Origin of the sequence: Pectobacterium parvum (assembly GCF_020971565.1) — a bacterium.
GTDB lineage: Bacteria > Pseudomonadota > Gammaproteobacteria > Enterobacterales > Enterobacteriaceae > Pectobacterium > Pectobacterium polare.
Genome location: NZ_CP087392.1, coordinates 3,939,838 through 3,962,146 on the forward strand (window position 1 = coordinate 3,939,838; position 22,309 = coordinate 3,962,146).

Annotated in this window: 22 protein-coding genes; 18 read left to right on the forward strand and 4 right to left on the reverse strand. The window is 55.1% G+C overall.

Annotation, left to right across the window (positions count from 1 at the left end; translation table 11 throughout):
- Positions 1-312 precede the first annotated feature (312 nt).
- The 8 genes from LOZ86_RS17770 (at position 313) to LOZ86_RS17805 (ending at position 8,431) form a co-directional block, all read left to right on the forward strand.
- Entirely contained in the window at positions 313-1,620 is a 1,308-nt protein-coding gene (locus LOZ86_RS17770) for an ABC transporter substrate-binding protein (RefSeq protein WP_039483639.1), read from the forward strand.
- On the forward strand, positions 1,617-2,168 hold the full coding sequence (locus LOZ86_RS17775; RefSeq protein ID WP_230242536.1) for a glucosamine kinase: 552 nt from the start codon (positions 1,617-1,619) through the stop codon (positions 2,166-2,168). Before LOZ86_RS17770 ends, LOZ86_RS17775 begins: the two co-directional genes overlap by 4 nt.
- On the forward strand, positions 2,165-3,070 hold the full coding sequence (locus tag LOZ86_RS17780; RefSeq protein ID WP_230242538.1) for a glucosamine kinase nucleotide-binding domain-containing protein: 906 nt from the start codon (positions 2,165-2,167) through the stop codon (positions 3,068-3,070). Before LOZ86_RS17775 ends, LOZ86_RS17780 begins: the two co-directional genes overlap by 4 nt.
- A 41-nt stretch (positions 3,071-3,111) precedes the next feature.
- Entirely contained in the window at positions 3,112-4,929 is a 1,818-nt protein-coding gene (locus LOZ86_RS17785) for a metallophosphoesterase (protein ID WP_039483632.1), read from the forward strand.
- 444 nt (positions 4,930-5,373) lie between these two features.
- Positions 5,374-6,084 carry a metal ABC transporter ATP-binding protein gene (locus tag LOZ86_RS17790; protein WP_230242540.1) on the forward strand — a complete coding sequence of 237 codons (711 nt, stop codon included), beginning with the start codon at positions 5,374-5,376 and terminating at the stop codon, positions 6,082-6,084.
- Positions 6,081-6,935, forward strand: coding sequence for a metal ABC transporter permease (locus LOZ86_RS17795; protein WP_039483630.1), 855 nt, complete (start codon positions 6,081-6,083; stop codon positions 6,933-6,935). Before LOZ86_RS17790 ends, LOZ86_RS17795 begins: the two co-directional genes overlap by 4 nt.
- A gap of 40 nt (positions 6,936-6,975) precedes the next feature.
- The gene (locus tag LOZ86_RS17800; RefSeq protein ID WP_039513038.1) at positions 6,976-7,854 is read left to right on the forward strand and encodes a metal ABC transporter substrate-binding protein; all 879 of its coding nucleotides are present in this window, start codon (positions 6,976-6,978) and stop codon (positions 7,852-7,854) included.
- A 106-nt stretch (positions 7,855-7,960) separates the two neighbouring features.
- A complete protein-coding gene (locus LOZ86_RS17805) occupies positions 7,961-8,431 on the forward strand; it encodes a lipocalin-like domain-containing protein (protein WP_039483627.1) in 471 nt (156 codons plus the stop codon).
- Positions 8,432-8,457: 26 nt separating this feature from the next.
- On the opposite strand, the gene LOZ86_RS17810 is transcribed toward LOZ86_RS17805, so the two are convergent.
- The 3 genes from LOZ86_RS17810 to dtnK all read right to left on the reverse strand — a co-directional run bounded on the left by LOZ86_RS17810 (position 8,458) and on the right by dtnK (position 11,718).
- Positions 8,458-9,273, reverse strand: a complete 816-nt coding sequence (locus LOZ86_RS17810; protein WP_039483626.1) for a DeoR/GlpR family DNA-binding transcription regulator — start codon at positions 9,271-9,273, stop codon at positions 8,458-8,460.
- A 143-nt stretch (positions 9,274-9,416) separates the two neighbouring features.
- Positions 9,417-10,397, reverse strand: a complete 981-nt coding sequence (locus tag LOZ86_RS17815; RefSeq protein WP_039483624.1) for a D-threonate 4-phosphate dehydrogenase — start codon at positions 10,395-10,397, stop codon at positions 9,417-9,419.
- On the reverse strand, positions 10,390-11,718 hold the full coding sequence (gene dtnK / locus LOZ86_RS17820) for a D-threonate kinase (RefSeq protein ID WP_039513040.1): 1,329 nt from the start codon (positions 11,716-11,718) through the stop codon (positions 10,390-10,392). The genes LOZ86_RS17815 and dtnK overlap by 8 nt, the downstream gene beginning before the upstream one ends.
- Before the next feature lie 236 nt (positions 11,719-11,954).
- Here dtnK and LOZ86_RS17825 point away from each other — a divergent pair, with 236 nt between their 5' ends.
- The 6 genes from LOZ86_RS17825 (at position 11,955) to LOZ86_RS17850 (ending at position 17,954) form a co-directional block, all read left to right on the forward strand.
- Positions 11,955-13,091, forward strand: coding sequence for an iron-containing alcohol dehydrogenase (locus LOZ86_RS17825; protein ID WP_039483621.1), 1,137 nt, complete (start codon positions 11,955-11,957; stop codon positions 13,089-13,091).
- 68 nt (positions 13,092-13,159) lie between these two features.
- Positions 13,160-14,044, forward strand: coding sequence for a dihydrodipicolinate synthase family protein (locus LOZ86_RS17830; RefSeq protein ID WP_039470120.1), 885 nt, complete (start codon positions 13,160-13,162; stop codon positions 14,042-14,044).
- A 37-nt stretch (positions 14,045-14,081) separates the two neighbouring features.
- The gene (locus tag LOZ86_RS17835; protein ID WP_039483619.1) at positions 14,082-15,497 is read left to right on the forward strand and encodes a sodium:solute symporter family protein; all 1,416 of its coding nucleotides are present in this window, start codon (positions 14,082-14,084) and stop codon (positions 15,495-15,497) included.
- Between the two features lie 3 nt (positions 15,498-15,500).
- Positions 15,501-16,688, forward strand: a complete 1,188-nt coding sequence (locus LOZ86_RS17840; protein ID WP_039483616.1) for a sialidase family protein — start codon at positions 15,501-15,503, stop codon at positions 16,686-16,688.
- A 62-nt stretch (positions 16,689-16,750) separates the two neighbouring features.
- Entirely contained in the window at positions 16,751-17,218 is a 468-nt protein-coding gene (locus LOZ86_RS17845) for a NanQ anomerase/TabA/YiaL family protein (protein WP_039483614.1), read from the forward strand.
- A 46-nt stretch (positions 17,219-17,264) separates the two neighbouring features.
- The gene (locus LOZ86_RS17850) at positions 17,265-17,954 is read left to right on the forward strand and encodes an SDR family NAD(P)-dependent oxidoreductase (RefSeq protein ID WP_039483611.1); all 690 of its coding nucleotides are present in this window, start codon (positions 17,265-17,267) and stop codon (positions 17,952-17,954) included.
- 45 nt (positions 17,955-17,999) lie between these two features.
- On the opposite strand, the gene LOZ86_RS17855 is transcribed toward LOZ86_RS17850, so the two are convergent.
- A complete protein-coding gene (locus tag LOZ86_RS17855; protein ID WP_039483608.1) occupies positions 18,000-19,190 on the reverse strand; it encodes a LacI family DNA-binding transcriptional regulator in 1,191 nt (396 codons plus the stop codon).
- Between the two features lie 304 nt (positions 19,191-19,494).
- Between LOZ86_RS17855 and LOZ86_RS17860 the strand changes: the two genes are divergently transcribed.
- The 4 genes from LOZ86_RS17860 to fsa are packed head-to-tail and all read left to right on the forward strand — an operon-like array spanning position 19,495 to position 22,241.
- The gene (locus LOZ86_RS17860; protein WP_039483606.1) at positions 19,495-19,938 is read left to right on the forward strand and encodes a PTS sugar transporter subunit IIA; all 444 of its coding nucleotides are present in this window, start codon (positions 19,495-19,497) and stop codon (positions 19,936-19,938) included.
- Between the two features lie 22 nt (positions 19,939-19,960).
- A complete protein-coding gene (locus tag LOZ86_RS17865) occupies positions 19,961-20,248 on the forward strand; it encodes a PTS sugar transporter subunit IIB (protein ID WP_039470109.1) in 288 nt (95 codons plus the stop codon).
- Positions 20,249-20,262: 14 nt separating this feature from the next.
- Positions 20,263-21,522: a PTS ascorbate transporter subunit IIC gene (ulaA, locus tag LOZ86_RS17870; protein WP_039483604.1), complete on the forward strand. Its 1,260-nt coding sequence runs from the start codon at positions 20,263-20,265 to the stop codon at positions 21,520-21,522.
- A gap of 53 nt (positions 21,523-21,575) precedes the next feature.
- Positions 21,576-22,241 (forward strand): fructose-6-phosphate aldolase, encoded by a 666-nt coding sequence (gene fsa, locus LOZ86_RS17875; RefSeq protein WP_039483601.1) that lies wholly within the window; start codon positions 21,576-21,578, stop codon positions 22,239-22,241.
- Positions 22,242-22,309 lie beyond the last annotated feature (68 nt).

Consider the following 22,309-nt stretch of genomic DNA (forward strand, 5'->3'; position numbering starts at 1 on the left):
TTAACCTGCTTCACATAAATCAATCAGCGTTCTGTCCATGATTGCATGATGAAAATGACAGATGAATGCAAATTTGCATTAATTAAAAGACAACATAAAAAACAGAAAGAAATAAGCCCCGTTAACAGCGACAGGGTATTTACGTCATTAATCAAACATATACTCTAAATAATTCGAGTTTCAGGCAGGCGGCAAAAGAAGGAGTCCCGATGAGCTTACTCAAGTAAGTGATTCGGGTGAGTGAACGCAGCCAACGCACATGAAACTTGAAGTATGACGAGTATTAAGATGTGCTCACCAACGGAGAGGTTTATGATGCGTTCCAACACCGCGTTATTTTTTTCCGCCCTTGCACTGGGGTTATTCAGCAGCAGCGCGTTAGCCGCCAAAACGCAAATAACATTTTTATATAGTGACGACGATCCCGAATTAGTGCATTTCATGGAGCAGAAAGTAAAATCTTTCTCCCAGAGTAATGAGCGCATCGATGTGAATTTTGTCAGCACCGGCTATAACGCGCTGCAAACACAGTTACCGATGCAGTTGGCAGCGGGTTTAGGCCCGGATATTGCCAAAACCACGCAAATGGGGCTGCTCGGCTATACGCTGGATTTGCGCCCCTACCTGAAAGATCCGGCCGCCTTTGAGAAACGCTATAGCGCCGGTATCGAAAAAATCATGCGCGTGAAAGGCGTGCATAAAGCGGATGCGCTGCCGGGCTTTGTCGCTTCCTGGACTGCCGATCTGCCGTTCGTTAACGTGACACTGTTTGAACAGGCAGGCGTTCCTCTGCCGCAGCCGGGCTACACGATTGATGACTTAATGAAAGCCTCGAAGCGGGTCGCGGAAAAAACTGGCGTGCATATCCCCTTCACCATTGACCGCAGCGGTTTCCGCTTCTCCGGCCCGGCCTATTCTTACGGTGCACGTTACGATAAAGACGGGTTGATCAACTTCCCGGACGCAGCAGCGCAGCAGTGGATTAAAGATCTGAAACGCTGGTCAGATGAAGGCGTGTTCCCGCGTGAAATGTGGGGCGCGGCGGGCGGCGGTCAGTACAAGAGCATGGCGGACGATTTCGTGAACGGCAACATCGTGACCTACTTCTCCGGCAACTGGCTGTTGAACCAGTTCAGTAAGCAGATTGGCGACGGTTTTGACTGGAAAGTGCTACCTGCACCTTGCAAAGAGAAATGTATCTCGATGGGCGGTGCGACCTTCATCATGCCGTTCACCACCACCAAACACCCGCAGGAAGTCGCCGAATTCATGGAGTGGCTGGGCAGCGAACCGCTGCAACGTGAGATCGCCGAGCGCTTCAATATCATCGTCGGCGCGGATATTCCCGATCTGCACTACCAGACCAAAGATAAGCACGTGATCGACGGCCTGAACACCGCGCGCGAAGAGATCAAAAAGATCCCGTCTTATGTCTTTGATTGGGAACGTATGGAAAGTCTGGGCGCGAACGAGCTGTACCCGATCATCCTGACGCGCTTTACCCAATATCTGAACGATCAGGTGTCGTTTGATGAGTATCTGCGCCTGACGTCCAACGATGTGAAGCGCCTCAACGAAACGATCGCGACGAATCAACAACAGCGGAAAAACGCACCGTGAAATGGCATCTAAGGGCGATCGACATCGATGGCGATCGCCCTTTTGATCGCATGAGCGAAAGCACGATATGCGAACAGCGCTGGCCGGGGCAAAACCGCTATCTGCTGGTCACCGGTGGTTTCACCCGGCTGTTGCACTGGCATGACGGCCTCCTGACCTGTCGCGGCGGCGACAGCTTCCCCCTCAGCAACCCGGCCAGCCTGTCGCGGCTGGGGCTGTGGGCGGTGCAGGAGATGCTTCAGGCCGTTGAAGGCATCACCCTGCTGACGCCACTCAGTGAAGCGCTGTTCCTGCACTTCGATAAGCATGTCGATCGGGTTATCGATTGGTCAAAACAGGCGCAGGCCACAGACTACACCACGCTCGGGCACATTGTGCTGGCGCATCCACAGGACGCGTTGGCGGTGCAACTGCTGACCCGTTGCGCCAATGAGCTGAGCCTGCTACTCAACAGCCTACCTGACTCGCAGACGGAAGCGATTAGCCTCAGCGGCGATCTGGCAGTTGCCTGTCTTCCCTATCTGGATTCTGGAGCGCACGCATCATGACAACATGGCTCTATGCCGGTGTAGATGGCGGCGGTACAGGCTGTCGGGCACGCATTTATCAGGCCGACGGTACGCCGCTCGGTCAGGGACACGGCGGTCGCGCCAATCTGCTGCTCGGCGTGGAAAGCGTACGTCAATCGGTGGACGATGCCATCGCGCAGGCGTTGAAGCACAGCGGGCTGTCGCCGGATGACGTATCCCGGCTGAAAGTCGGGCTGGCACTCGCCAGTGCAGAACATCGTGCCGCCTACGAGGCATTTCTGGCGTTGCCACATCCTTACGCGAGTCAGGTGCTCAATACCGATGCGCTGGGCGCCTGTCTGGCCGTCAACCAAGGGAAAGAGGCGGGCGTGGTCATTGCCGGAACCGGCTCCTGCGGGCTGGCGTGGCAGAACCAGACGATTACCGCCTACGGCGGCCATGAATTCCCGATTTCCGATCAGGGCAGCGGCGCACGGCTTGGGCTGGCGGCGCTGCAACATACCTATAATGTGCTGCAAGGCTGGTGCGCACCGTCTGCGCTCAGCCAGAGTATCGACGATGTCTTTTCCGCCAGCACCGCGCCCACGCAGGCCGCGAACACACTCGACGCGCTACAGACGTTTAGCCAGCAGGCGAAACCGGGCGACTATGCACAGTTCGCTCGCCACGTATTTGACTGCGCTCAGCAGGACGATAACGTTTCTCACGCGCTGCTGGCGCAGACAGCCAGCGAAATCAGAATGCTGCTGGCCGCCGTGGCACGCCACGCAACACCTCGCTTATCGCTCATGGGCAGCATCGGCTTACACATTCGCCCGTGGCTGCCGGACGAGTGGCAATCCCAACTCGCCGCCCCGAGGGGCGATGCGCTCGACGGCGCACGATTGATTGCCTGTCATGATTATGCGTTATACCGCTAGTCCTTTGGGTTCGACCAGCAACCCCGCCTATGGAGATAGTCATGGAATCACTCACTCGTAGAACTTTCGTCAAGCTCGGCGCAGGCAGCGCCATTACGCTGGCTGGCGGCTTTTTTCATGCTAACGCCGACACGACCGCGGGGCCGCTGCGCATCGCCATCATTTCGGATGTCCACGTCCACAATATCTACGGCAACTACGATTTTGACGGCCTGCCGGATGCGCAGACCGGAAAAAAGCTGACCATTCGCACCCTGAAAGATTCGGTGAATTCGACCCGTATCTTCAATGAGCCCTACTTTGCGCTGCTGGCCGCGCTGGACGAACTGGCAAAGCAGCAGGTGAAATACGTGGTGCTGTCCGGCGATTATTCTGATGACGGCCAGCAGCCCACCGTTGAAGGGATTGCCGCTATCCTGACGCAGTATGAACAGCGCCACGGTATGCGATTCTTCGCCACGCCCGGCAACCACGATGTCAATCGTCCACAGGGTGATGATTCCTGGCAGAGAATGCTCAACGCCGACGGCAGCAGCACCATGCTGAGCAGCAAACCCGGCGTTAAACTTGGCGACGCGCAGTCGCTGATTGTCACCACCAAGATGCAGGCACTCGGCTATGAACGTGGCCTGCCGCTGATGAAGCCGTTTGGTTTCTTTAAACGCGACGACTTCCTGCACTGGGAAACGCCGTTTGGCGACAGCGACGAACTCAGTAAACGCCAGTATCTCGCCCGCTCGCCGGACGGCAGCAAGCAGTGGAATATCGTGGACGCCTCCTATCTGGTGGAACCGGAAGCGGGACTGTGGCTGCTTTCCATCGATGCGAATGTGTATCAGGTCAAAGACGGCCCGGAGAAACGTGAAGGGATTGAAGGCTACTCCACCAGCAGCAACACGGGTTGGAACGCGCTACTGACCGAGAAACCGTTCATGCTGCCGTGGGTGAAATCGGTGGTGCAGCGGGCGAAAGCGCAGAACAAGAAGCTGCTGGTATTCTCGCACTATCCGCTGGTCGATTTCCTCGATGGCACGGTAGAAGATGAAAAGCAGCTGTTTGGCAGCAACAGCTTCATTAAACGCACGCCACGGCCGGAGGTTGCCGAACAGGCGCTGGCGGCCGGAATCCGCCTGCACTTCAGCGGCCACCTGCACGTTAACGACACCGGCGTGTATCGCAGTTCACAGGGAACGCTGGTGAATGTCGCGGTGCCATCGTTGGCCGCTTACCCGCCCGCTATGAAGCTGGCAACGCTGCATAGTGACCGAGTCGATATCGATACGCTGGTCCTGCGCAACGTGCCGCAGTTCAACCATCTGTTCCCGTTCTATCAGAAAGAGTTGGAGCGCACCGGTGAGCCGCTAGGCGACATTCTGAAAAGCCGCGATTATTACGACTTCCTGCACCATCATCTGGCGCTGTTGGTACGCCAGCGTTTTCTGGTGAAAGACTGGCCGGAGGATTTATCTCCCCTCATCAATACGCTGAACTGCGCCGATCTCCTGTGGATTGCCCTGCAGCAGGAACCGCTCAGCGCCAAATTGCTGCCTGACGCCGCCGAGCGCAAACCGAATGCGGTTGCAGGCACAGATGGGTTACAGGATATTTCGTTGCTCACGCTGGTGACCGACTGGTATTGCCTGCGCAACGGCAGCGATCTCGCCTGGCAGGACATTCCGTCTGCGCGGGTGAAACAGTACCGCGCCCTGCTGACGGCCTACACGCCAACAGCCACGCTACCGCCGGACAGCCTGCAATACCGCTTCGGCCTGATGCTGAAAATCCTCGCTGGTTACATCAACGATGAGCCAGCGACTCGCTTTGTGGTTGATATGCAGGGGAATTTCGTCACGGTGTGATGTGTTCATGTAGCCATATTGGTCATGCGGAGGGGGTTTCGTGCGCTTCAAACACCGTTCTCTTCATGCTACGTCGTAGCACGCGCCCGACATAGGGGGCTCAAACACCAGCCCCCTATGAACCCCGGCTTTTGGCGGAAATTATGCCGTGAAAAGAAGAGCCATCGCGATATGAGTTGGCTGGGTTTTGTCAGCAGTGAAGCGCACGAAACATCGCTCCCCAGCCTCATCAATCACACCAAATCCCCCTAATCCGCTTACATAATTTTTTACCTATTCCCTCTATCATCATCGATAAAAATTGGTATGTTATAATATAACAATTTAGATTTTACCGATGATAATGACAAGTTTTTACTCCCTCTCCGCGCTGAAGCGCGTTTTACTGGTTTCCCTGCTGTTGGTGCCGTTGTGGCTGTTGGTTGAATGGGCGGTGGTGTTGCCATGATTGCCCTTCAGGAACTGGCCTTTGGCTATCGTCATCAGCCACCGCTCGCGACGCTCAGCGGGTGCTTTCATCAAGGTTCGCTGACGGCGATTATTGGCGCAAACGGCAGCGGAAAATCTACGCTGCTGAAAACGCTGGCGGGTCTGTTGCCACCGCTTTCTAGTTCGTTCAGCCTCGGTAACGGCTGCAAAGATAACGCTATCGGCTATTTACCGCAGCTCTCCGAATTCGATCGGCAATTCCCTATCAGCGTGCGCGAGCTGGTGCTTATGGGGTCGCTGCCCCATCGCGGGTTGCTGCGAGGTATCAACGCCAACTGGCATCGAAAAGCGACTGACGCACTCGACGCCGTCTCCATGGCGGATTTCGCCGATCGACATATTGGCGTCCTGTCCGGTGGGCAGCTACAGCGCGTGCTCTTCGCGCGGCTGCTGCTGACACAGGCTCCCATCATTCTGCTGGATGAGCCTTTTACCGGCATCGATAGCCACACCACGCGGACACTCTTGCAGATCATCGAGCAGCTTCACGCCGAAGGCAGGACTATTCTGGCCGTGTTGCACGATCTGGAACTGGTCGGGCAGCATTTTCCCAACATCTTGCACCTCACCCCAGACGGCCCTCACTGGGGAGAGACTCAGCCCATATTACATAGTCTGCGCAAGGCCGACAGCGATACGCCAACGCTCAGGATCGTCACATCATGATGCTATTTCACCTCATTACTTCTCCTTTTGCCGAGTTCGGTTTTATGCGCCGTGCGCTGGTCGGCTGTCTGGTCATCACGCTGAGCGCCGCGCCGCTGGGCTGTTTCCTGCTGTTGCGGCGTATGAGCCTGATTGGCGATGCGCTGTCGCACGCGGTCTTACCCGGTGTCGCCATCGGCTACCTCATCTCTGGGATGTCGCTGCTGGCAATGGGGATCGGCGGCTTTATCGCCGGACTGGCCGTCGCCATGCTCTCCGGCTTTGTCACCCGCCACACGGAGTTAAAAGAGGACGCCAGCTTCGCCGGATTTTACCTCGGCTCGCTGGCGCTCGGCGTCACGCTGGTATCACTGCGCGGTTCCAGCATCGATCTGCTGCATGTGCTGTTCGGCTCGCTCCTCGCCGTGGATCGCGCCGCGCTGATCGACATTGCACTGATCGGATCGACCTCTTTGCTGGTGCTGGCCGCTCTCTATCGGGCGCTGGTGATTGAATCGTTTGACGTGACCTTCCTGCGCATCAGCTCAGGGCGCTATCGGGCGTTGATCCACGGGCTGTTTCTGTCGCTGGTGGTACTTAATCTGGTCGCGGGGTTCCAACTGTTAGGCACGCTGATGACGGTCGGCATGATGATGCTGCCTGCCGCTAGCGCACGGTTCTGGACGCAGCGCCTGCCCATGATGATCGGCATCGCGGTGCTGCAAGGGATGCTCGCCAGCCTGATCGGGCTGCTGTGGTCCTACTATGCTGAGTTGCCCGCCGGGCCCACCATCATTCTGACGATTACGCTGTTTTTCTGTTTCTCGGTCTGCGTTGGTCACAACGGTGGGCTGTTACGCCTGCGTCGGTGACCGATGAATCTCGTTATCTGCAACTGTCTGTGAGGGAAAAATGAAACGTTCACTGTTAGCTATTGCGTTATCCGGCCTGCTGCTTAGCCCACTGGCGATGGCAAAGAACCTTGATGTTGTCGCCAGCTTTTCCGTGCTGGGCGATATGGTCAGCCACATCGGCGGCGATCGCGTTACCGTCACCGATCTGGTGAAGCCTAATGGCGATCCACATGAATTTGAGCCTTCTCCGAAAGACAGTAAAACGCTGGCTAGCGCCGATCTGGTTTTCGTTAACGGGCTGGGGCTGGAAGGGTGGATCGACCGGCTGGTCACCGCCTCCGGCTACCGTGGCGACGTCATCACGGCATCAACCGGGATTGAAACCCACACTATGGTGGAAGACGGCAAAACGGAAACCGATCCGCATGCCTGGAACAGCATGAGCAACGGCGTGGTCTATGCGCACAACATCGTCAATGCGCTGGTGAAAGCCGATCCAACGAATGCCGATGACTATCGCCAGCAGGGTGAAGCCTACATCAAACAGCTACAGGGACTGGATAGCTACGCGAAGAAAACGTTCGCCACCATTCCACCAGAAAAACGTAAAGTGCTGACCAGCCATGACGCGTTCGGCTATTTCGGCCAGGCCTACGGCGTGAAGTTCCTGTCACCGGTGGGCTACTCCACAGAATCGGAAGCCAGCAGCAAAAAAGTGGCTTCGTTGATTAAGCAAATCAAGCAGGAGAAGGTGAAAAGCTACTTCATCGAAAACCAGACCGACGGACGTCTGGTGAAGCAAATCGCGACGGCCAGTGGCGCACAGCCCGGCGGTGAGCTTTACCCGGAAGCTCTGACCGACGCCTCCGGCCCCGCGGCAACCTACACGGCGGCGTTTAAGCACAACGTCGATACCCTCGCCGCCAGCATGAAGTAAGCCTCATTCCTGCCAGTGTGACATCGCTGGCAGGAACCCTCTATCTACCCGCCCTCTGGAAAAGATTCACTACACTTAACCCATACGCTATTTCCAAGGGGGATCTATGACATCGCAATCTTTCAACAGCAACGGGTTACGTCAGAAACTTCGCGGGCTATGGTTTCTGGAATCCTTCATTGATGTACTGGATGACGGCAGCGTGGTTGACATGACGGGGAAAGGGGCGACTGGCTATATCCAGTATACCGACGATAACTGGATGACGGTGCAAATCATGGGCAGCGACAGAGTGCCCTACGATACGGGCCTCATGACCGGTGGCTCAGAGCAGCAGTTAATGCAGACCGCCGCCACCTACTTCGCCTACGCAGGCCGTTATGAAACCGATGACGCAGAACAGACCGTTACGCACTATCTGGATTATTGCCTCATTCCTAACTGGATTGGCTCCAGCCAGCTGCGCTACGCGCAGTTCAGTGAAAACGACACTCGCCTCTGTTTAACAACGGACCCGATGACGTTCAACGGCGTGGTGCATAAACCTGAACTCAACTGGCGGCGGCAGTCGGCCTGACACAAAGCGTCAGGCACACATCCGGATTACACCAGCGTCAGATTGAACGTTTTGCCTTTCAGCTCCGTTTGCACCTCGGGTGCTAACGCGCTGTCGGTGATGATATCGGTTAGCTCCGACAGGGGCGTGACGCAGAACAGTGAGTACGCACCGTATTTACTGCTGTCGGCCAGCAGTATCCGGCGGCTGGCATTCGCGCCAAGATCTTGTTTTACTCCCGCTTTCTCTTCCGTCGGCGTAGTGACGCCTTTATCCAGACTCCACGAGTTGCAGCTAATAAACGCGATATCGGGGTAAATACTGCGTAACAGACGTCGGCCGTGTTCGCCGATGCAGGACTGGCTGCTGTCATCGATACGCCCACCAATAATCGTCACTTCAATCTGCTTGAACTCAGACAGGAACAGCGCAATTTGCAAATCGGCGGTAATGACGCGCAGCGGCAAATGCGTCAGGTTGCGCGCCAGCTCCAGCATGGTCGTTCCCGCATCCAGCACCACCGCGCTGCCCGGTTTAACCAGCGTCGCGGCATAGCGGGCTATCGCCTGCTTTTCTTGAAGGCTACGATGTAATTTCTCATTCGTGGTCGGCTGGGAAGGGATAAAACGATTGAGCGTCACACCACCATGACTGCGGCTAATCACCCCCTGCTCGTCCAGTTTGATCAAGTCACGACGGATCGTCGCTGGGGAAGCGTCGATCACGGACACCAGTTCATCTACCGTCACCAGATTATGGCTTTTCAGGTAATCCATAATCTGATCAAGACGGCTCTGCCCTTTTACTTTATCCCCGCTCATGCGGAAAGCATCAGTTAATGTAGGATCCACGGCGATATCCATCTTGCTGTTATCGAGTTATTTTAAGTTATTGCTTCTTGATTGCAGGATACCAGAAACCTTCCCGAACGCGGGAAGGAAGATATCCTGCAATGTGCACTGTAGCTTAAAAAACCGTGCTATCAACGGTGATGCGTCACCGCAAATCAGGCCAGCTGCATGGCGAGCTGGATAGAGATCGCCATACTTTCGGGCTTCGCTTTACCTGTCCAGGCAATGTCAAACGCCGTGCCGTGGTCAGCAGACGTGCGGATAAACGGCAATCCGGCGGTGATGTTCACCCCATCATAGAAGCCTAGCAGCTTCAACGGAATGTGGCCCTGATCGTGATACATCGCCACCACCATGTCGTACTGGCCTTCATACGCCTGTAGATAGACGGTATCCGGCGGGCATGGACCATAAACATCAATACCTTTGGCCTTCATGGCTTCCACCGATGGCGACACAATTTTGATCTCTTCGTCACCAAACAAACCATTCTCGCCCGCATGCGGGTTAACCCCGGCAACGGCGATACGCGGGTGGGTAAAACCGACGCGCTTGAGGAAGACATCCGCCATGTCGATCACCGTTTCCACGCGATCGCGGTTCAGCGTATCCAGGAATTTACGCAGCGCGATGTGCGTTGAAACATGGATAACCTTCAATTTATCGGTATACAGCACCATCGCATAGTCGCGGCTGTTGGTCAGCTTCGCCAGCAGCTCGGTGTGGCCCGGATAGAGATGGCCCGCCGAGTGCAGCGCTTCTTTATTCAGCGGCGCGGTGGCAATCGCATGGACTTCACCTGCCATCGCCAGCTCAGTCGCTTTCTTGATGCAGCGGTAAGCCAAATCGCCCGCCTGCGCCTGAACAACGCCAGGCTTCAGCGCCAGAGGATCTTCCAGCGGCTCATCAATCATGTTGATGACGCCCGGCGCGAAGACCGCGTCAGCCGGTTTATCAATGATTTTCAGCTCTACGCCTGGCACGATATTCAGCGCCAGAATACGTTGCATCGTCTGTACACAGCCCACCACCACAGCGGATGCGCCGGAAAGCTCGCCTTCGGCCAGAGACTTGATAATAATTTCCGGTCCAATCCCTGCCGGATCACCCATCGTTACCGCAATAATTTTACTCACTGACCTTCTCCTCAATAAAACGTAAAACGTCGAGCAAAGTAGTTTCGTTGCCAAAACCCCCCGCTTTAGTCATCACAGGGGTCGTGCCGACAACGCTGTTCAGCAGGTATCCCCAGGGCACACAGGATGCGATTTGCCCCTTAATCTGAAAGCCGGTCGCGCCTAGTGCGGTTGCCACAGCAATCGCAATGTCACCACCGGATAAATACAGTCCGCCCGGCAGACGCCGGTTAGCACTGTCCGCAGTCAGGCTGTCTAGCGCCTGAACAATATTGCGCGTAAGTTCCCCCAGAGAGTGGCTGATCGTTTCGCCAAGCTGCTGTCGGCTGAGCCCAAGCTGCTGGCACCGCGCGTCGATCTCGAAGCGCTGATTTTCGTTATGACAGGGTCGAATAATGCAGTGATTACCCTTCATCAGCGCCTTCACTGCGTCCTCACACTGGGATGCCATGACGGTGGATGAATCGGCTGAAAAGAGTGCGTTGATATCGATCTCAACCAGCGTGACATCGCTGCGCAGCCTGACGGCCGCAATCTGTTTTTGAGCGATATCGCTCATCGACCCGACGACAGCCAGCAGCGGCCTTTCTGTCTTACGCGTAAAATTCTGCGCATTCGCCAGCGCTTCACTCAGGCCCGCCGAGCCGACCAGCAAAGGGCGAAACGGCAACGTTCTGGCAGCATCAACGATATGTGTCAGATCGCCCTGCTCGCCCGTATCAAGAATAATCAGACGTACGCCTTCGTCCGCCAGTTGCTGCAAACGGTGGGCTAAATTGGCCTGACGGACGTCATCAAGGTGTATTTCCGCCACGGGTAAAGCGGTTTGCTCTGCCAGACGGGCAGCGATAGAAGCAGAGGTCACCGGCGTTTTGGGATCGCTGGCAAATTCCGTGTCGGTAAGCAGACGGCCATTCACCCAGACTTCACCTTTGCGGGTCACACGCCCTAGCGTCGGCGATGCCGCAGCAATCAGCGCGACGGGCACGTCTGCCGCAGACAGTGCGGCAGCGATTTCCGCCCCCAGATTCCCACGCAGCGTCGAGTCAATTTTCTTGATAATCCAGCCTTGTCCACCGGCTGCCTGCCAGGCTGCAACCGCTTCGGCGGTGCGTTGAGACGCCACGTCGTCACGCACCGCACGGCTATCGGTGTTGATCACCACCGCATCACCCAGTAAATCCGCATGCAGTTTATTAACGTCAAATACGACGCTAACCCGCGCGCCCTGCTGCGCCAAACCGACGCCCGCATCATTGGCACCCGTAAAGTCATCAGCGACCACTAATACCTGTTCTGCTGATTGCTGCACGTTTGACATACTTCATCCCCGGTTCATGATTACCTGATAATGATTATATTGAATCACATTTGATTATATGTGAGCAATATCAAATTATTTAAAAGGAATTTCACCTATAAATTATCACCACGATGTGGCAAATGGCGTTTAGACGTGATGAGAACCACGTCATTTGACTGAAAGCAATCACCATCGCAACCATTATCATCATAGCGATAACGCTCTGGCGAAAGAGAAAAGGCAAGGTAATAAGCATGAACATCAATAGCACTATCCTCAGCGGTTACCGGGTACTTCAGGACATTAGTCACCTGTTGGCAGCGAAACAGCACGTTTTATTTGTCACCGACAAAAACATCGTCGGGCTGCCTGACGTTCAGGCGCTGATCGCACAAGTTAAGCAAGCCGTTCCGCAGGTTCTGTTGGTTGATCATGTTCCTGCCGAACCAAGCCAGCACGACGTTGCCCAGATATTGAGCCAACTCAATCAAATCCAAACCGATCTGGTCATCGGCGTGGGCGGCGGCAGCGTACTGGACGTCGCCAAACTGCTTTCCGTACTGTGCGCGGGCGATGAAACCGTCACGCTGGATAGCCTGCTGGCAGGAGAGAAACCGACTCGCCGCACGACATCCCTGCTTATCCCGACCACCGCAGGAACCGGCTCAGAAGCCACACCGAATGCCATTCTGGCAATCCCGGAAAAAGAGACCAAAGTCGGCATTATTACGCCAGTGATGCTGCCGGACTACGTTGCACTGGTGCCGGAGCTGACCATCAGCATGCCGTCGCATATCGCTGCTTCAACCGGTATCGATGCGCTCTGCCACCTGATCGAGTGCTTCACCTCGACGATTGCCAACCCGGTCAGCGACAACTACGCGCTGATTGGCCTGAAAAAGCTGTTTGCCAACCTCGAAACCTCCGTGCGCGAGCCGAGCAACATGGAAGCCAAGCTGAACATGCTGTGGGCGTCCTACTACGGCGGTGCCGCCATTGCCCACTCCGGTACGCACTTGGTTCACGCCATGTCTTACCCGCTGGGCGGCAAGTACCACATCCCGCACGGCGTGGCGAACGCCATCCTGCTCGCCCCTTGCATGCGTTTCGTGCAGGACGCCGCACAGGAGAAATTCGCACAGGCGTATGACCTGCTGCCGGATGCCGATCTGACGCTCAGTACAGCGGAAAAAGCACAGGCGCTGGTGACCTACTTCAGCGAATTGGTTAAACGACTCAACCTGCCTAACACCTTACAGCAGCTCGGCGTCGAAAAAGACCACCTGCCGTACCTGGTTGATGCCGCGTTACAGGTTCAGCGCCTGATGAAAAACGTGCCGACACAGGTCAGCGCCGACGACGTCCGTGAGGTTTATCTGACGCTGTTTTAAAGCGCGCGGATTTAGGTAGAACGGTTTTAACTTTTCATCTTTTTGATTACGTGTCACGAGGAAGAACAATGAGTAAAAATATTACCGGCGTACTAACTGCCATCGTCACGCCGTTTGATAACCAGGGCGAATTTAACCCCGCTGCTATGCGTCTTCAGGTTCAGCGCCAGATGCGCTACGGCAACGGTATTTTTTGTAACGGCACCAACGGTGAGTTTTTCGTGCTGCACACCGATGAGAAAGTCGCCGTCACTGAAACCTGCGTTGATGAAGTTGCCGGAAAAGTGCCGGTTGTTGGCCACATCGGTGAAATCTCCACGCGGGAAACCATCAAGCTCGGCAAGCGCATCGCCGCGCTGGGTGTCGATGCCGTTTCGGTCATCACCCCCTATTTCATCCCACTCAAACAAGAAGAACTGATCGCCCACTACACCGCCGTCGCCGATGCGCTGACTGTGCCGGTGTTTCTCTACAACATTCCTGCACGCACGGGGAATACGCTGGCGCCGGAAACCGTCCGCACGCTGGCGGATCACCCGAACATCATCGGCATTAAAGACAGCGCAGGCAGCTATGAAAGCCTGAGCGGTTATGTGCAAGCGGTGAAAGGTGTACAGGGTTTTAACGTACTGAATGGCCCAGACTCGCTCATTCACCAGGGCTTTGTTGACGGCTGCTCCGCCTGTATTTCCGGGCTGGCTAACGTGGCACCGGAACCGATCAGCCAGATTTGGCACCGCTTCAATGCGGGTGACATCGAAGGCTCCCGTCAGGCACAAGAACAGGTTGCCGAGTTGCGTAAGACACTGTACGCCATCGCGTTCTCACCGGCTGTGGTGAAAAAAGCACTGGCGATTATGGGTGAAGATGTCGGCGTCAGCCGCTATCCGATCCAGTTTTCCGCACAGGATGAAGACAACATCCGCAACATACTTAGTCAATTCTCGCAGTAACAGAGAAATATCAATTTCCACTTAAGGCCGAGAAGATATGAACCATTTTAACTTTACTGACACCCTCATAATCGTTGGGATGATTGTGTTTTATATCGCATTCACCTCATGGTTAACCTACAAGCTCCGCAGTAAATCGAACACCGAGTTCATGGAAGGCTCACGCGCGCTACCGGCGTTTATCGTCGGTATCCTGCTGATGACCGAGTTCATCGGTGCCAAATCCACCATCGGTACGGCACAGTCTGCCTTTGAGAACGGCTTTGCCGCATCATGGTCGGTGATTGGCGCCGCCATCGGTTTCCCGCTGTTTGGTATGATTCTGGTGAAGAAGATTTATAACACCGGGAAAATCACCATCTCCGGCGCGATTGCCGAGAAATACGGTACCAGCACCAAGAACATCATTTCGATCATCATGATCTATGCGCTGTTGCTGGTGAACGTGGGCAACTACGTCAGCGGCGCGGCAGCCATCGCCACGGTGTTGAAAGTCTCCCTGCCTGTCGCCGCGCTGATCACTGCCATCGTCAGTACTTTCTACTACTATTTCGGTGGTTTGAAAGGAACGGCCTACATCACGCTGATCCACAGTGCCGTGAAGTACGCTGGCGTCATGATCATTCTGTTTGTGGCATTGAAAATGACCGGCGGCTTTAAGCCAATGATCGAACAAATGCCGGATTACTACTGGACGTGGGACGGCAAGCTCGGTGCCAGCACTATCTTCGCCTGGCTGATCGGGACTATCGGTTCTATCTTCTGTACGCAGTTCGTGATTCAGGCAATTTCGTCAACGAAAGATGCCACTAGCGCCAAACGTGCTACCTGGGTTGCCTTCTTCTTCTGTATGCCGATTGCGCTGGCTATCGCGGTCATCGGTGTCGCAGCGAAGTTTGCCCACCCTGAAATCAACAGCCTGTACGCGATGCCTGTCTTCCTGCAAGACATGAACCCATGGCTCGCCGGTCTGGTCACCACGTCACTGGTTGCGTCTATCTTCATCAGCGTGAGTATGGTGGCACTGGCTATCGTTTCCCTGCTGATTAAGGATTTCTACGTTCCTTACTGGAAACCGACGCCAGAAAAAGAAATGAAAATGACTCGGATCCTCTCGCTTGTCGTAGGTTTCGCGCCGCTCATCTTCGTTCTGTTCGTCCCTGAAATCCTCAAGCTGTCATTCTTTACGCGTGCCATTCGTCTGTCGATTTCTGTGGTTGCCGTCATTGCGTTCTACCTGCCGTTCTTCGGCAGCGCCCGCGGTGCAAACGCCAGCCTGATCTCCGCCTGCGTGGTCACCTCTGTTTGGTATATTCTCGGCAACCCATACGGAATCGATAACATGTATGTCGCGTTAGTTACCCCTGCTGTCGTCATACTGATCGACCGCATGATTCCGAACAAAGCGAACAAAATCAAAACCTCTCCAACTGAAAATAAATCGGGAGCCTGAGTCATGAGTAGCGAAATCATTACTGTGGAACGTAGCGGAAAAGTTCATCACGCAGAAGGCGATGCCGCGCGTCTGGATGCCTACATTCCATCGGAATGCCCGCAGAATCATGCGGCCAACCTGCTCCATCTGCCGAACGGCGATGTGCTGTGTGTCTGGTTTGGCGGTACCCAAGAAGGGATTGCAGATATCTCTATCTACATGTCCCGTCTGGTGAAAGGCAGCGATAGCTGGAGTAAAGCCGTTAAGCTGTCTGAAGATGCTACGCGTTCCGAACAGAACCCAGTTCTGTTCCTCGCACCGGATAACGTGCTGTGGCTGCTGTACACCGCACAGAAATCCGGTAATCAGGACACTGCGATTGTGCGCTACCGCCAGTCTACGGATTTGGGTGCGACCTGGGGCGAGATCGGCACGCTGCTCGATCAGCCGGGCACCTTCATCCGCCAGCCCATCACCGTGCTGAAAAACGGCGACTGGCTACTGCCGGTGTTCTACTGCCGCGTTCAGCCGGGTGAGAAATGGGTCGGCAACGATGATGACAGCGCCGTAAAAATTTCCAGCGATCAGGGGAAAACCTGGCAGGAATACCCGGTGCCAAACAGCACCGGCTGCGTGCATATGAACATCACTCCGTTGCACGACGGTACGCTGCTGGCGCTGTATCGCAGCCGCTGGGCGGATTTCATCTACCAAAGCCGTTCAACGGATGGCGGTAAAACCTGGTCAGATCCCGTGCCGACCGACTTGCCGAACAACAACTCGTCCATTCAGGTGACGACGCTGGAGAATGGCCATCTGGCGCTGGTGTTCAACCATATGAGCGCTGCCGATGCCACCGAACGCCGTCTGTCGCTGTACGATGAAATCGAGGATGAAGAAGACAAAGCCAGCGATGCCAAAATACCGGAAGTGCAAGCCGGTGGCCGTAGCGCCTTCTGGGGTGCCCCACGCGCGCCGATGACGCTCGCCATTTCGGAAGACGGCGGTAAAAGCTGGCCGTGGCAGCGTAATATCGAAGTGGGCGACGGTTACTGCATGACCAATAACTCCACGGAGAAGCTGAACCGCGAGTTCTCTTACCCCAGCGTCAAACAAGCGCAGGACGGTAAGCTGCACGTAGCGTTCACCTACTTCCGTCAGGCGATCAAGCACGTCGTGGTGAGTGAGGAGTGGGTCAAAGCGAACTAAACCGCGCTGCTTTTTCTCTTTGTCAGCGGGGGGCTCTCCCCCGCTATCTTCAGGATACTATTATGATTGCAGGAAACCTCAACGCCCTCAAACTCGCCACGCTGCCCGATGCACTGTGGGCTATTCTGTCCGCACCGAGCATGTCGTTAGCTGAACTGAATGCGCTGCCCGAAGGCCGTTATCAGCCGGAAGGTGCCGAATGGTTCTACAACATCGGCACCGTGAACACCGCACCGCGCGCCACACGACATACCGAATTTCACAGCAACTACCTCGATATTCAACTGATTCTGGAAGGCGAGGAGATTATCGGTTACGGTCTGAATGATGTGCATGGTCAGCCCGCAACTGAACGTAAGCCGGATCTCTATATTCTGGATAACCCACAGGTGCCGCATCAGATCCACCTGCGGGCAGGCGACTTCGTCACCTTCTATCCGGGCGAAGCGCATCAGGCACTGTGTGCGATTAACGACAGCCCTGCCCCGGTCAAAAAAGCCGTGTTTAAAATCCCCGTCACGTTATTGTAATTAAGAATGGTTGCATCAAAGCCGTTAAGTTTGATTAAGGAGACACATGTCAACGACAGCCCCTAAACACGCCCTGATTACCGGTAGCAGCTCAGGGATCGGTGCCGCCATCACACAAAAATTACTGGCGGAAGGCTGGCGGGTAACCGGCCTGTCACGCAAGCCGGGTGACTATTCACATCCACACTTTACCCACCGCGCGGTGGATATCATGGATACGCCCGCACTGACGGCCATTCTGGACGAGATTGCGCAGGTTGATGCCGTGATCCATGCCGCTGGCATTATGAAAGCGGCCCCACTCGGTCAACTTTCGCTGGAAGACGGTGAAACGCTGTGGCGATTGCATATCAACGCGGCGCAGGTGCTTGCCGACCGTCTGGTCGATAAGCTGCCGCAAGGTGGCCGAATTGTGCTGCTGGGCAGCCGCACGTCGAGCGGTTCAGCAGGACGCAGCCAGTACGTCACCACCAAATCCGCAATGATCGGCATGGCAAGAAGCTGGGCAGCGGAACTGGCTCCACGCGGCATTACGGTAAACATCGTCGCGCCGGGCGCAACGGAAACGCCGATGCTGACGATGCCGGGCCGCCAGAGTTCTCCGCCGAAGCTGCCGCCAATTGGGCGCTTCATCCAGCCACAGGAAGTGGCCGATCTGGTGGGTTACCTGCTCTCCCCGTCTGCCGCAGCCATTACAGGGCAGCAGTTGGTGATGTGCGGTGGCGCATCGCTGTAGTTCATCACGATTTCCTAACTAAACCGGCCCCACAGGCCGGTTTAGTTAGCTGCTGGCGCGCGGCTCAAAGATGAATTTCACTTTTTCCTGTACGGGTGGATGCTCGTCGTTGTCCATCATCGCGAGCACCAAACGCCCAACCTCCGTACCCAGCTTTTCATAGTCCAGCCGCATCGCGGTGAGCGCTGGGAACGTGTGCTCACATTGTTCAGAGCCATCCAGACAGGCAATCGCCAGATCGTAAGGGACTTTCATCAGGCGGCGCTGGCATTCAAAGAGCGCGCCCAGCGCTATTTCCTCATGACTACAGATAATCGCATCCAGCTCCGGCTGGTTTTGCAGCAGTTCCGTCATGGCGTAGCGGCCAAACTGTAGGCTGGGGGCTTCCGGGATCGTAATTTTCAAATCTGCATTGTGATAATGCGCCAGCATGGCTTTATTCCAACCGTTCAACTGCTGTTTTTGCAAACGGTTATCCGTATGAGCGCCGATATAAGCCACGTGGCGATACCCCTTTTCCAGCAGCGACATCGTCAGTTGCTCCGCCGCTTCGGCAAGGGCGATATCAATATTGATATTCGCACTCAGCACGTCAGCGCCGGAAACGTTCACCGTAATAACGTTACTAGCCTGAATAATGTCTCGGGTTCGCTGTGAGAGTTGCGCACTGAATAACACCAGCGCTGCTGGCCGCTGCTGCAGGAGTTTTTCGACCATGCCCGCTTCGGTATGCTGGCGATATTCATGGCAGCCCATGATTAACGGAACGTTATGTTTGCCGACTGCCTGTTGCAGCGCCTGCACAAAACGCACGCTGGCGCGATCTTGCTGAAAAGGATAAAGCACCGCGATAGCGGGTTGATAGGCTGATGCCAGCGCGCCTGCGGCCTGATTCGGTACATAGCCCAGCGTTTTTATCGCGTCATTGATTTTCTTCTGTGTCGCATCAGAAACCAGCCCTGGCTCCCGCAACGCGCGGGACACCGTCATCGCGCCGACACCAGCATGGCTCGCAATGTCCTGTAGCGTCACGCGACTCGTACTCTCGGTGAGCTGGCTGGCCTCTTGATTGGGTTCATAGCCTAATGCTCTGGCGGCCAGTTCCACTTTGCTGCGTAACTTTTCAGAGACCAGATCGGGTTTGCGCATCACACGCGATACCGTCATCGTCCCTACGCCCGCGTAGTCGGCGACATCCTGTAGCGTAACCTTACCGGTACTGCGACGCTTACGCATGCTCACTTCCTCTCCATTCGTCATTTTTCTCATCGCACGGTCGCGATAACAGCCTGTTACGTCATTGCCTTCAGGCTAGCGTGAAGGGCGAACACCCCGATTTCTCGACTCATTCACGCCGTGCTATCGCCGTTCATAGTGTGCCTGTGATAACACGGGGGAACAAATAATGCCCCCGCTTGTGCTAAGCAGGTCACAGTTAATGATAACCATATCAGTTAGCGCTATCTTTTTAGATGTTAATCACATTATTTTCGAAGCCGGCACACTATCCTGCGTTCAGAATGATACAGAGGTGACTCTAATGCTTAACACTTTACTAACACCAGACGTTGTTCAGATTTTACCTGCCTGTGATGATTGGCGTCACGCTATCGCCTTGTCCTGTAAGCCTTTACTGGATAACGGTTCGATTGAACCCACCTATGTTGAGGCGATCTACCGCTCTCATGAGGCCATCGGTCCTTACTATGTCGTCGGCCCAGGAATTGCCATGCCGCATGCGCGCCCGGAAGACGGCGTAAACCAGCTCGCCGTCAGCCTGACACTGATTCGCGACGGCGTGGTTTTCCATTCCGAAGGCAACGATCCCGTGCATTTACTGATTGTTCTGGCCGCCACGGACAGCAACAGCCATATCGATATTATTTCACAGCTCGCTCAGTTGTTCGACACGCCTGATGACGTCGCCGCGTTAATTAACGCGACGGAAATAGAACAGGTGCTTTCCGTTATTTCTCGTTATTAATTGCCACCAGAGGACACAGATTATGAAAATTACAGTCGTATGCGGTAACGGCCTGGGTACCAGCCTGATGATGGAAATGAGCATTAAAAACATCGTTAAAGAACTCGGCGTGGTTGCTGACGTGGATCACGTAGATTTAGGTTCGGCGAAAGGCACGGACAGCGACATTTTTGTCGGTACAAAGGATATTGCCGATCAGCTCGTCGCGCAGGCAGTGGGGGGGAAAATTGTGTCCCTGAGCAACATGATCGATAAAGTGGCGATGAAAGAGCGCCTGTCGGTCGCCCTGACAGAACTTGGCGCATTATAAGCGAGGAATCAACAATGGAATTCTTCCGTTTTTTAATGAGTGATGTGCTGTCTGAACCCTCCATATTAGTCGGTTTGATTGCGCTTATCGGCCTGATTGCACAGAAAAAACCGGTTACGGAATGCATCAAGGGGACGGTGAAAACCGTCATGGGTTTCCTGATCCTCGGGGCGGGCGCGAGCCTGATCGTGTCCTCGCTGGGAGATTTCGCCCAGATTTTCCACCATGCGTTTGGTATCGCCGGTGTAGTACCGAACAATGAAGCCATTGTCGCGGTAGCACAGAAGAACTTCGGCACCGAGATGGCAATGATTATGTTCTTTGCGATGGTCATTAATATCGCAATCGCCCGCTTTACGCCGTGGAAATACATTTTCCTGACTGGCCACCACACGCTGTTTATGTCGATGATGGTTGCCGTAATTCTGGCGACTGCGGGCATGAAAGGCGTGCTGCTGATTACCGTTGGGTCGCTGGTCGTTGGGGTATCGATGGTGCTGTTCCCTGCCATTATTCACCCGTATATGAAGAAAGTCACAGGCTCGGATGACGTCGCCTTTGGTCACTTCTCGGCGATATCACAGCTGCTGTCAGCGTTTATCGGCAGCAAGTTTGGTAATAAAGAGAAATCAACGGAGGACATGGAAGTACCAAAGAGCCTGCTGTTCCTGCGTGATACGCCAGTTGCCATCGCTTTCACCATGTTTTTCATCTTCATTTTCACCTGTCTGTTTGCCGGTCCGGAAGCGGTGAAAACGATGAACGCTGGTGGGAAAAACTGGTTCATGTTTTCGCTGATTCAATCCATTACCTTTGCCGCTGGCGTGTACATCGTGCTGCAAGGCGTGCGGATGGTGATTGCGGAAATCGTGCCCGCGTTTAAAGGCATTTCTGACAAACTGGTTCCCAATGCTAAACCAGCATTAGATTGCCCCGTTGTCTTCCCGTATGCCCCGAATGCCGTTCTGGTCGGCTTCCTGAGCAGCTTTGCGGCTGGGGTGATCGGTATGGTTCTGCTCTACCTGATGGGATTGACGGTGATCATTCCCGGCGTGGTGCCGCACTTCTTCGTCGGCGCAGCGGCTGGCGTGTTCGGTAACGCTACCGGTGGACGTCGCGGTGCGATTCTAGGTTCTTTTGCCAACGGACTGCTGATTACCTTCCTGCCTGTTTTCCTGCTGCCGGTGCTGGGCAGTATCGGACTGGCGAACACCACGTTCAGCGATTCCGATTTCGGCGCAGTGGGGATTCTGCTGGGCATTATCGTGCGCTAAGTCCGCATGATGAATGTCATCCAACAGACCGGTTTTAGTTAACGGGGGAAATGATGGAATTCTATTTAGATACGGCGGATGTCGCCGCAGTAGAACGACTCGCTGGCGTGTTGCCGATTAAAGGCGTGACCACCAATCCGAGCATTGTCGCACGCGGAAAATCCGATATTTATAGCATGCTGCGGGACATGCAGGCCGTTATCGGCACGGAAGGACAGCTGTTTGCTCAGGTGATGTCGCGCGATCCTGACGTGATGGTGGAAGAGGCATTGAAGCTCAGGGATGTGATTCCTTCTCTGGTCGTCAAAGTGCCGGTGACGCATGCGGGTTTGAGTGCCATCAGGCAGTTGACGGCGCTGGATATTCCCACTCTCGGCACCGCCGTATACGGTGCGGGGCAAGGGTTTTATGCCGCGTTGGCTGGCGCTCGCTATATCGCGCCTTACGTCAACCGCATTGATGCACAGGGTGGCGATGGGATTGTACTCGTGAAAGAGCTGCAAACCCTGATTAACCTGCACAGCCCGCAGACTCAGGTGCTGGCGGCTAGCTTTCGCACGCCGCGTCAGGTGCTGGACTGCCTGCTGGCGGGATGTCGGGCGATTACCGTCAACCCTGCCGTGGCAGAACTGTTCCTGCAAGATCCTGCGGTTGAAGATGCGCTTAACCGGTTCGATCATGACTGGCAAGCACGCTTTGGTCATGCCGATCTTGGCTAATTGATGTAAAACACCACTCGCTCGCCGGGTGGTGTTACCACTGTTTGCAAACCCACCTCTGCTACCCC

Coding starts and splice junctions, on each gene's coding strand:
- LOZ86_RS17770 (WP_039483639.1), top strand. CDS start 313: ATGATGCGTTCCAACACCGCGTTATTTTTTTCCGCCCTTGCACTGGGG.
- LOZ86_RS17780 (WP_230242538.1), top strand. CDS start 2,165: ATGACAACATGGCTCTATGCCGGTGTAGATGGCGGCGGTACAGGCTGT.
- LOZ86_RS17785 (WP_039483632.1), top strand. CDS start 3,112: ATGGAATCACTCACTCGTAGAACTTTCGTCAAGCTCGGCGCAGGCAGC.
- LOZ86_RS17790 (WP_230242540.1), top strand. CDS start 5,374: ATGATTGCCCTTCAGGAACTGGCCTTTGGCTATCGTCATCAGCCACCG.
- LOZ86_RS17795 (WP_039483630.1), top strand. CDS start 6,081: ATGATGCTATTTCACCTCATTACTTCTCCTTTTGCCGAGTTCGGTTTT.
- LOZ86_RS17800 (WP_039513038.1), top strand. CDS start 6,976: ATGAAACGTTCACTGTTAGCTATTGCGTTATCCGGCCTGCTGCTTAGC.
- LOZ86_RS17805 (WP_039483627.1), top strand. CDS start 7,961: ATGACATCGCAATCTTTCAACAGCAACGGGTTACGTCAGAAACTTCGC.
- LOZ86_RS17810 (WP_039483626.1), bottom strand. CDS start 9,273: ATGGATATCGCCGTGGATCCTACATTAACTGATGCTTTCCGCATGAGC.
- dtnK (WP_039513040.1), bottom strand. CDS start 11,718: ATGTCAAACGTGCAGCAATCAGCAGAACAGGTATTAGTGGTCGCTGAT.
- LOZ86_RS17825 (WP_039483621.1), top strand. CDS start 11,955: ATGAACATCAATAGCACTATCCTCAGCGGTTACCGGGTACTTCAGGAC.
- LOZ86_RS17830 (WP_039470120.1), top strand. CDS start 13,160: ATGAGTAAAAATATTACCGGCGTACTAACTGCCATCGTCACGCCGTTT.
- LOZ86_RS17835 (WP_039483619.1), top strand. CDS start 14,082: ATGAACCATTTTAACTTTACTGACACCCTCATAATCGTTGGGATGATT.
- LOZ86_RS17840 (WP_039483616.1), top strand. CDS start 15,501: ATGAGTAGCGAAATCATTACTGTGGAACGTAGCGGAAAAGTTCATCAC.
- LOZ86_RS17845 (WP_039483614.1), top strand. CDS start 16,751: ATGATTGCAGGAAACCTCAACGCCCTCAAACTCGCCACGCTGCCCGAT.
- LOZ86_RS17850 (WP_039483611.1), top strand. CDS start 17,265: ATGTCAACGACAGCCCCTAAACACGCCCTGATTACCGGTAGCAGCTCA.
- LOZ86_RS17855 (WP_039483608.1), bottom strand. CDS start 19,190: ATGCGTAAGCGTCGCAGTACCGGTAAGGTTACGCTACAGGATGTCGCC.
- LOZ86_RS17860 (WP_039483606.1), top strand. CDS start 19,495: ATGCTTAACACTTTACTAACACCAGACGTTGTTCAGATTTTACCTGCC.
- LOZ86_RS17865 (WP_039470109.1), top strand. CDS start 19,961: ATGAAAATTACAGTCGTATGCGGTAACGGCCTGGGTACCAGCCTGATG.
- ulaA (WP_039483604.1), top strand. CDS start 20,263: ATGGAATTCTTCCGTTTTTTAATGAGTGATGTGCTGTCTGAACCCTCC.
- fsa (WP_039483601.1), top strand. CDS start 21,576: ATGGAATTCTATTTAGATACGGCGGATGTCGCCGCAGTAGAACGACTC.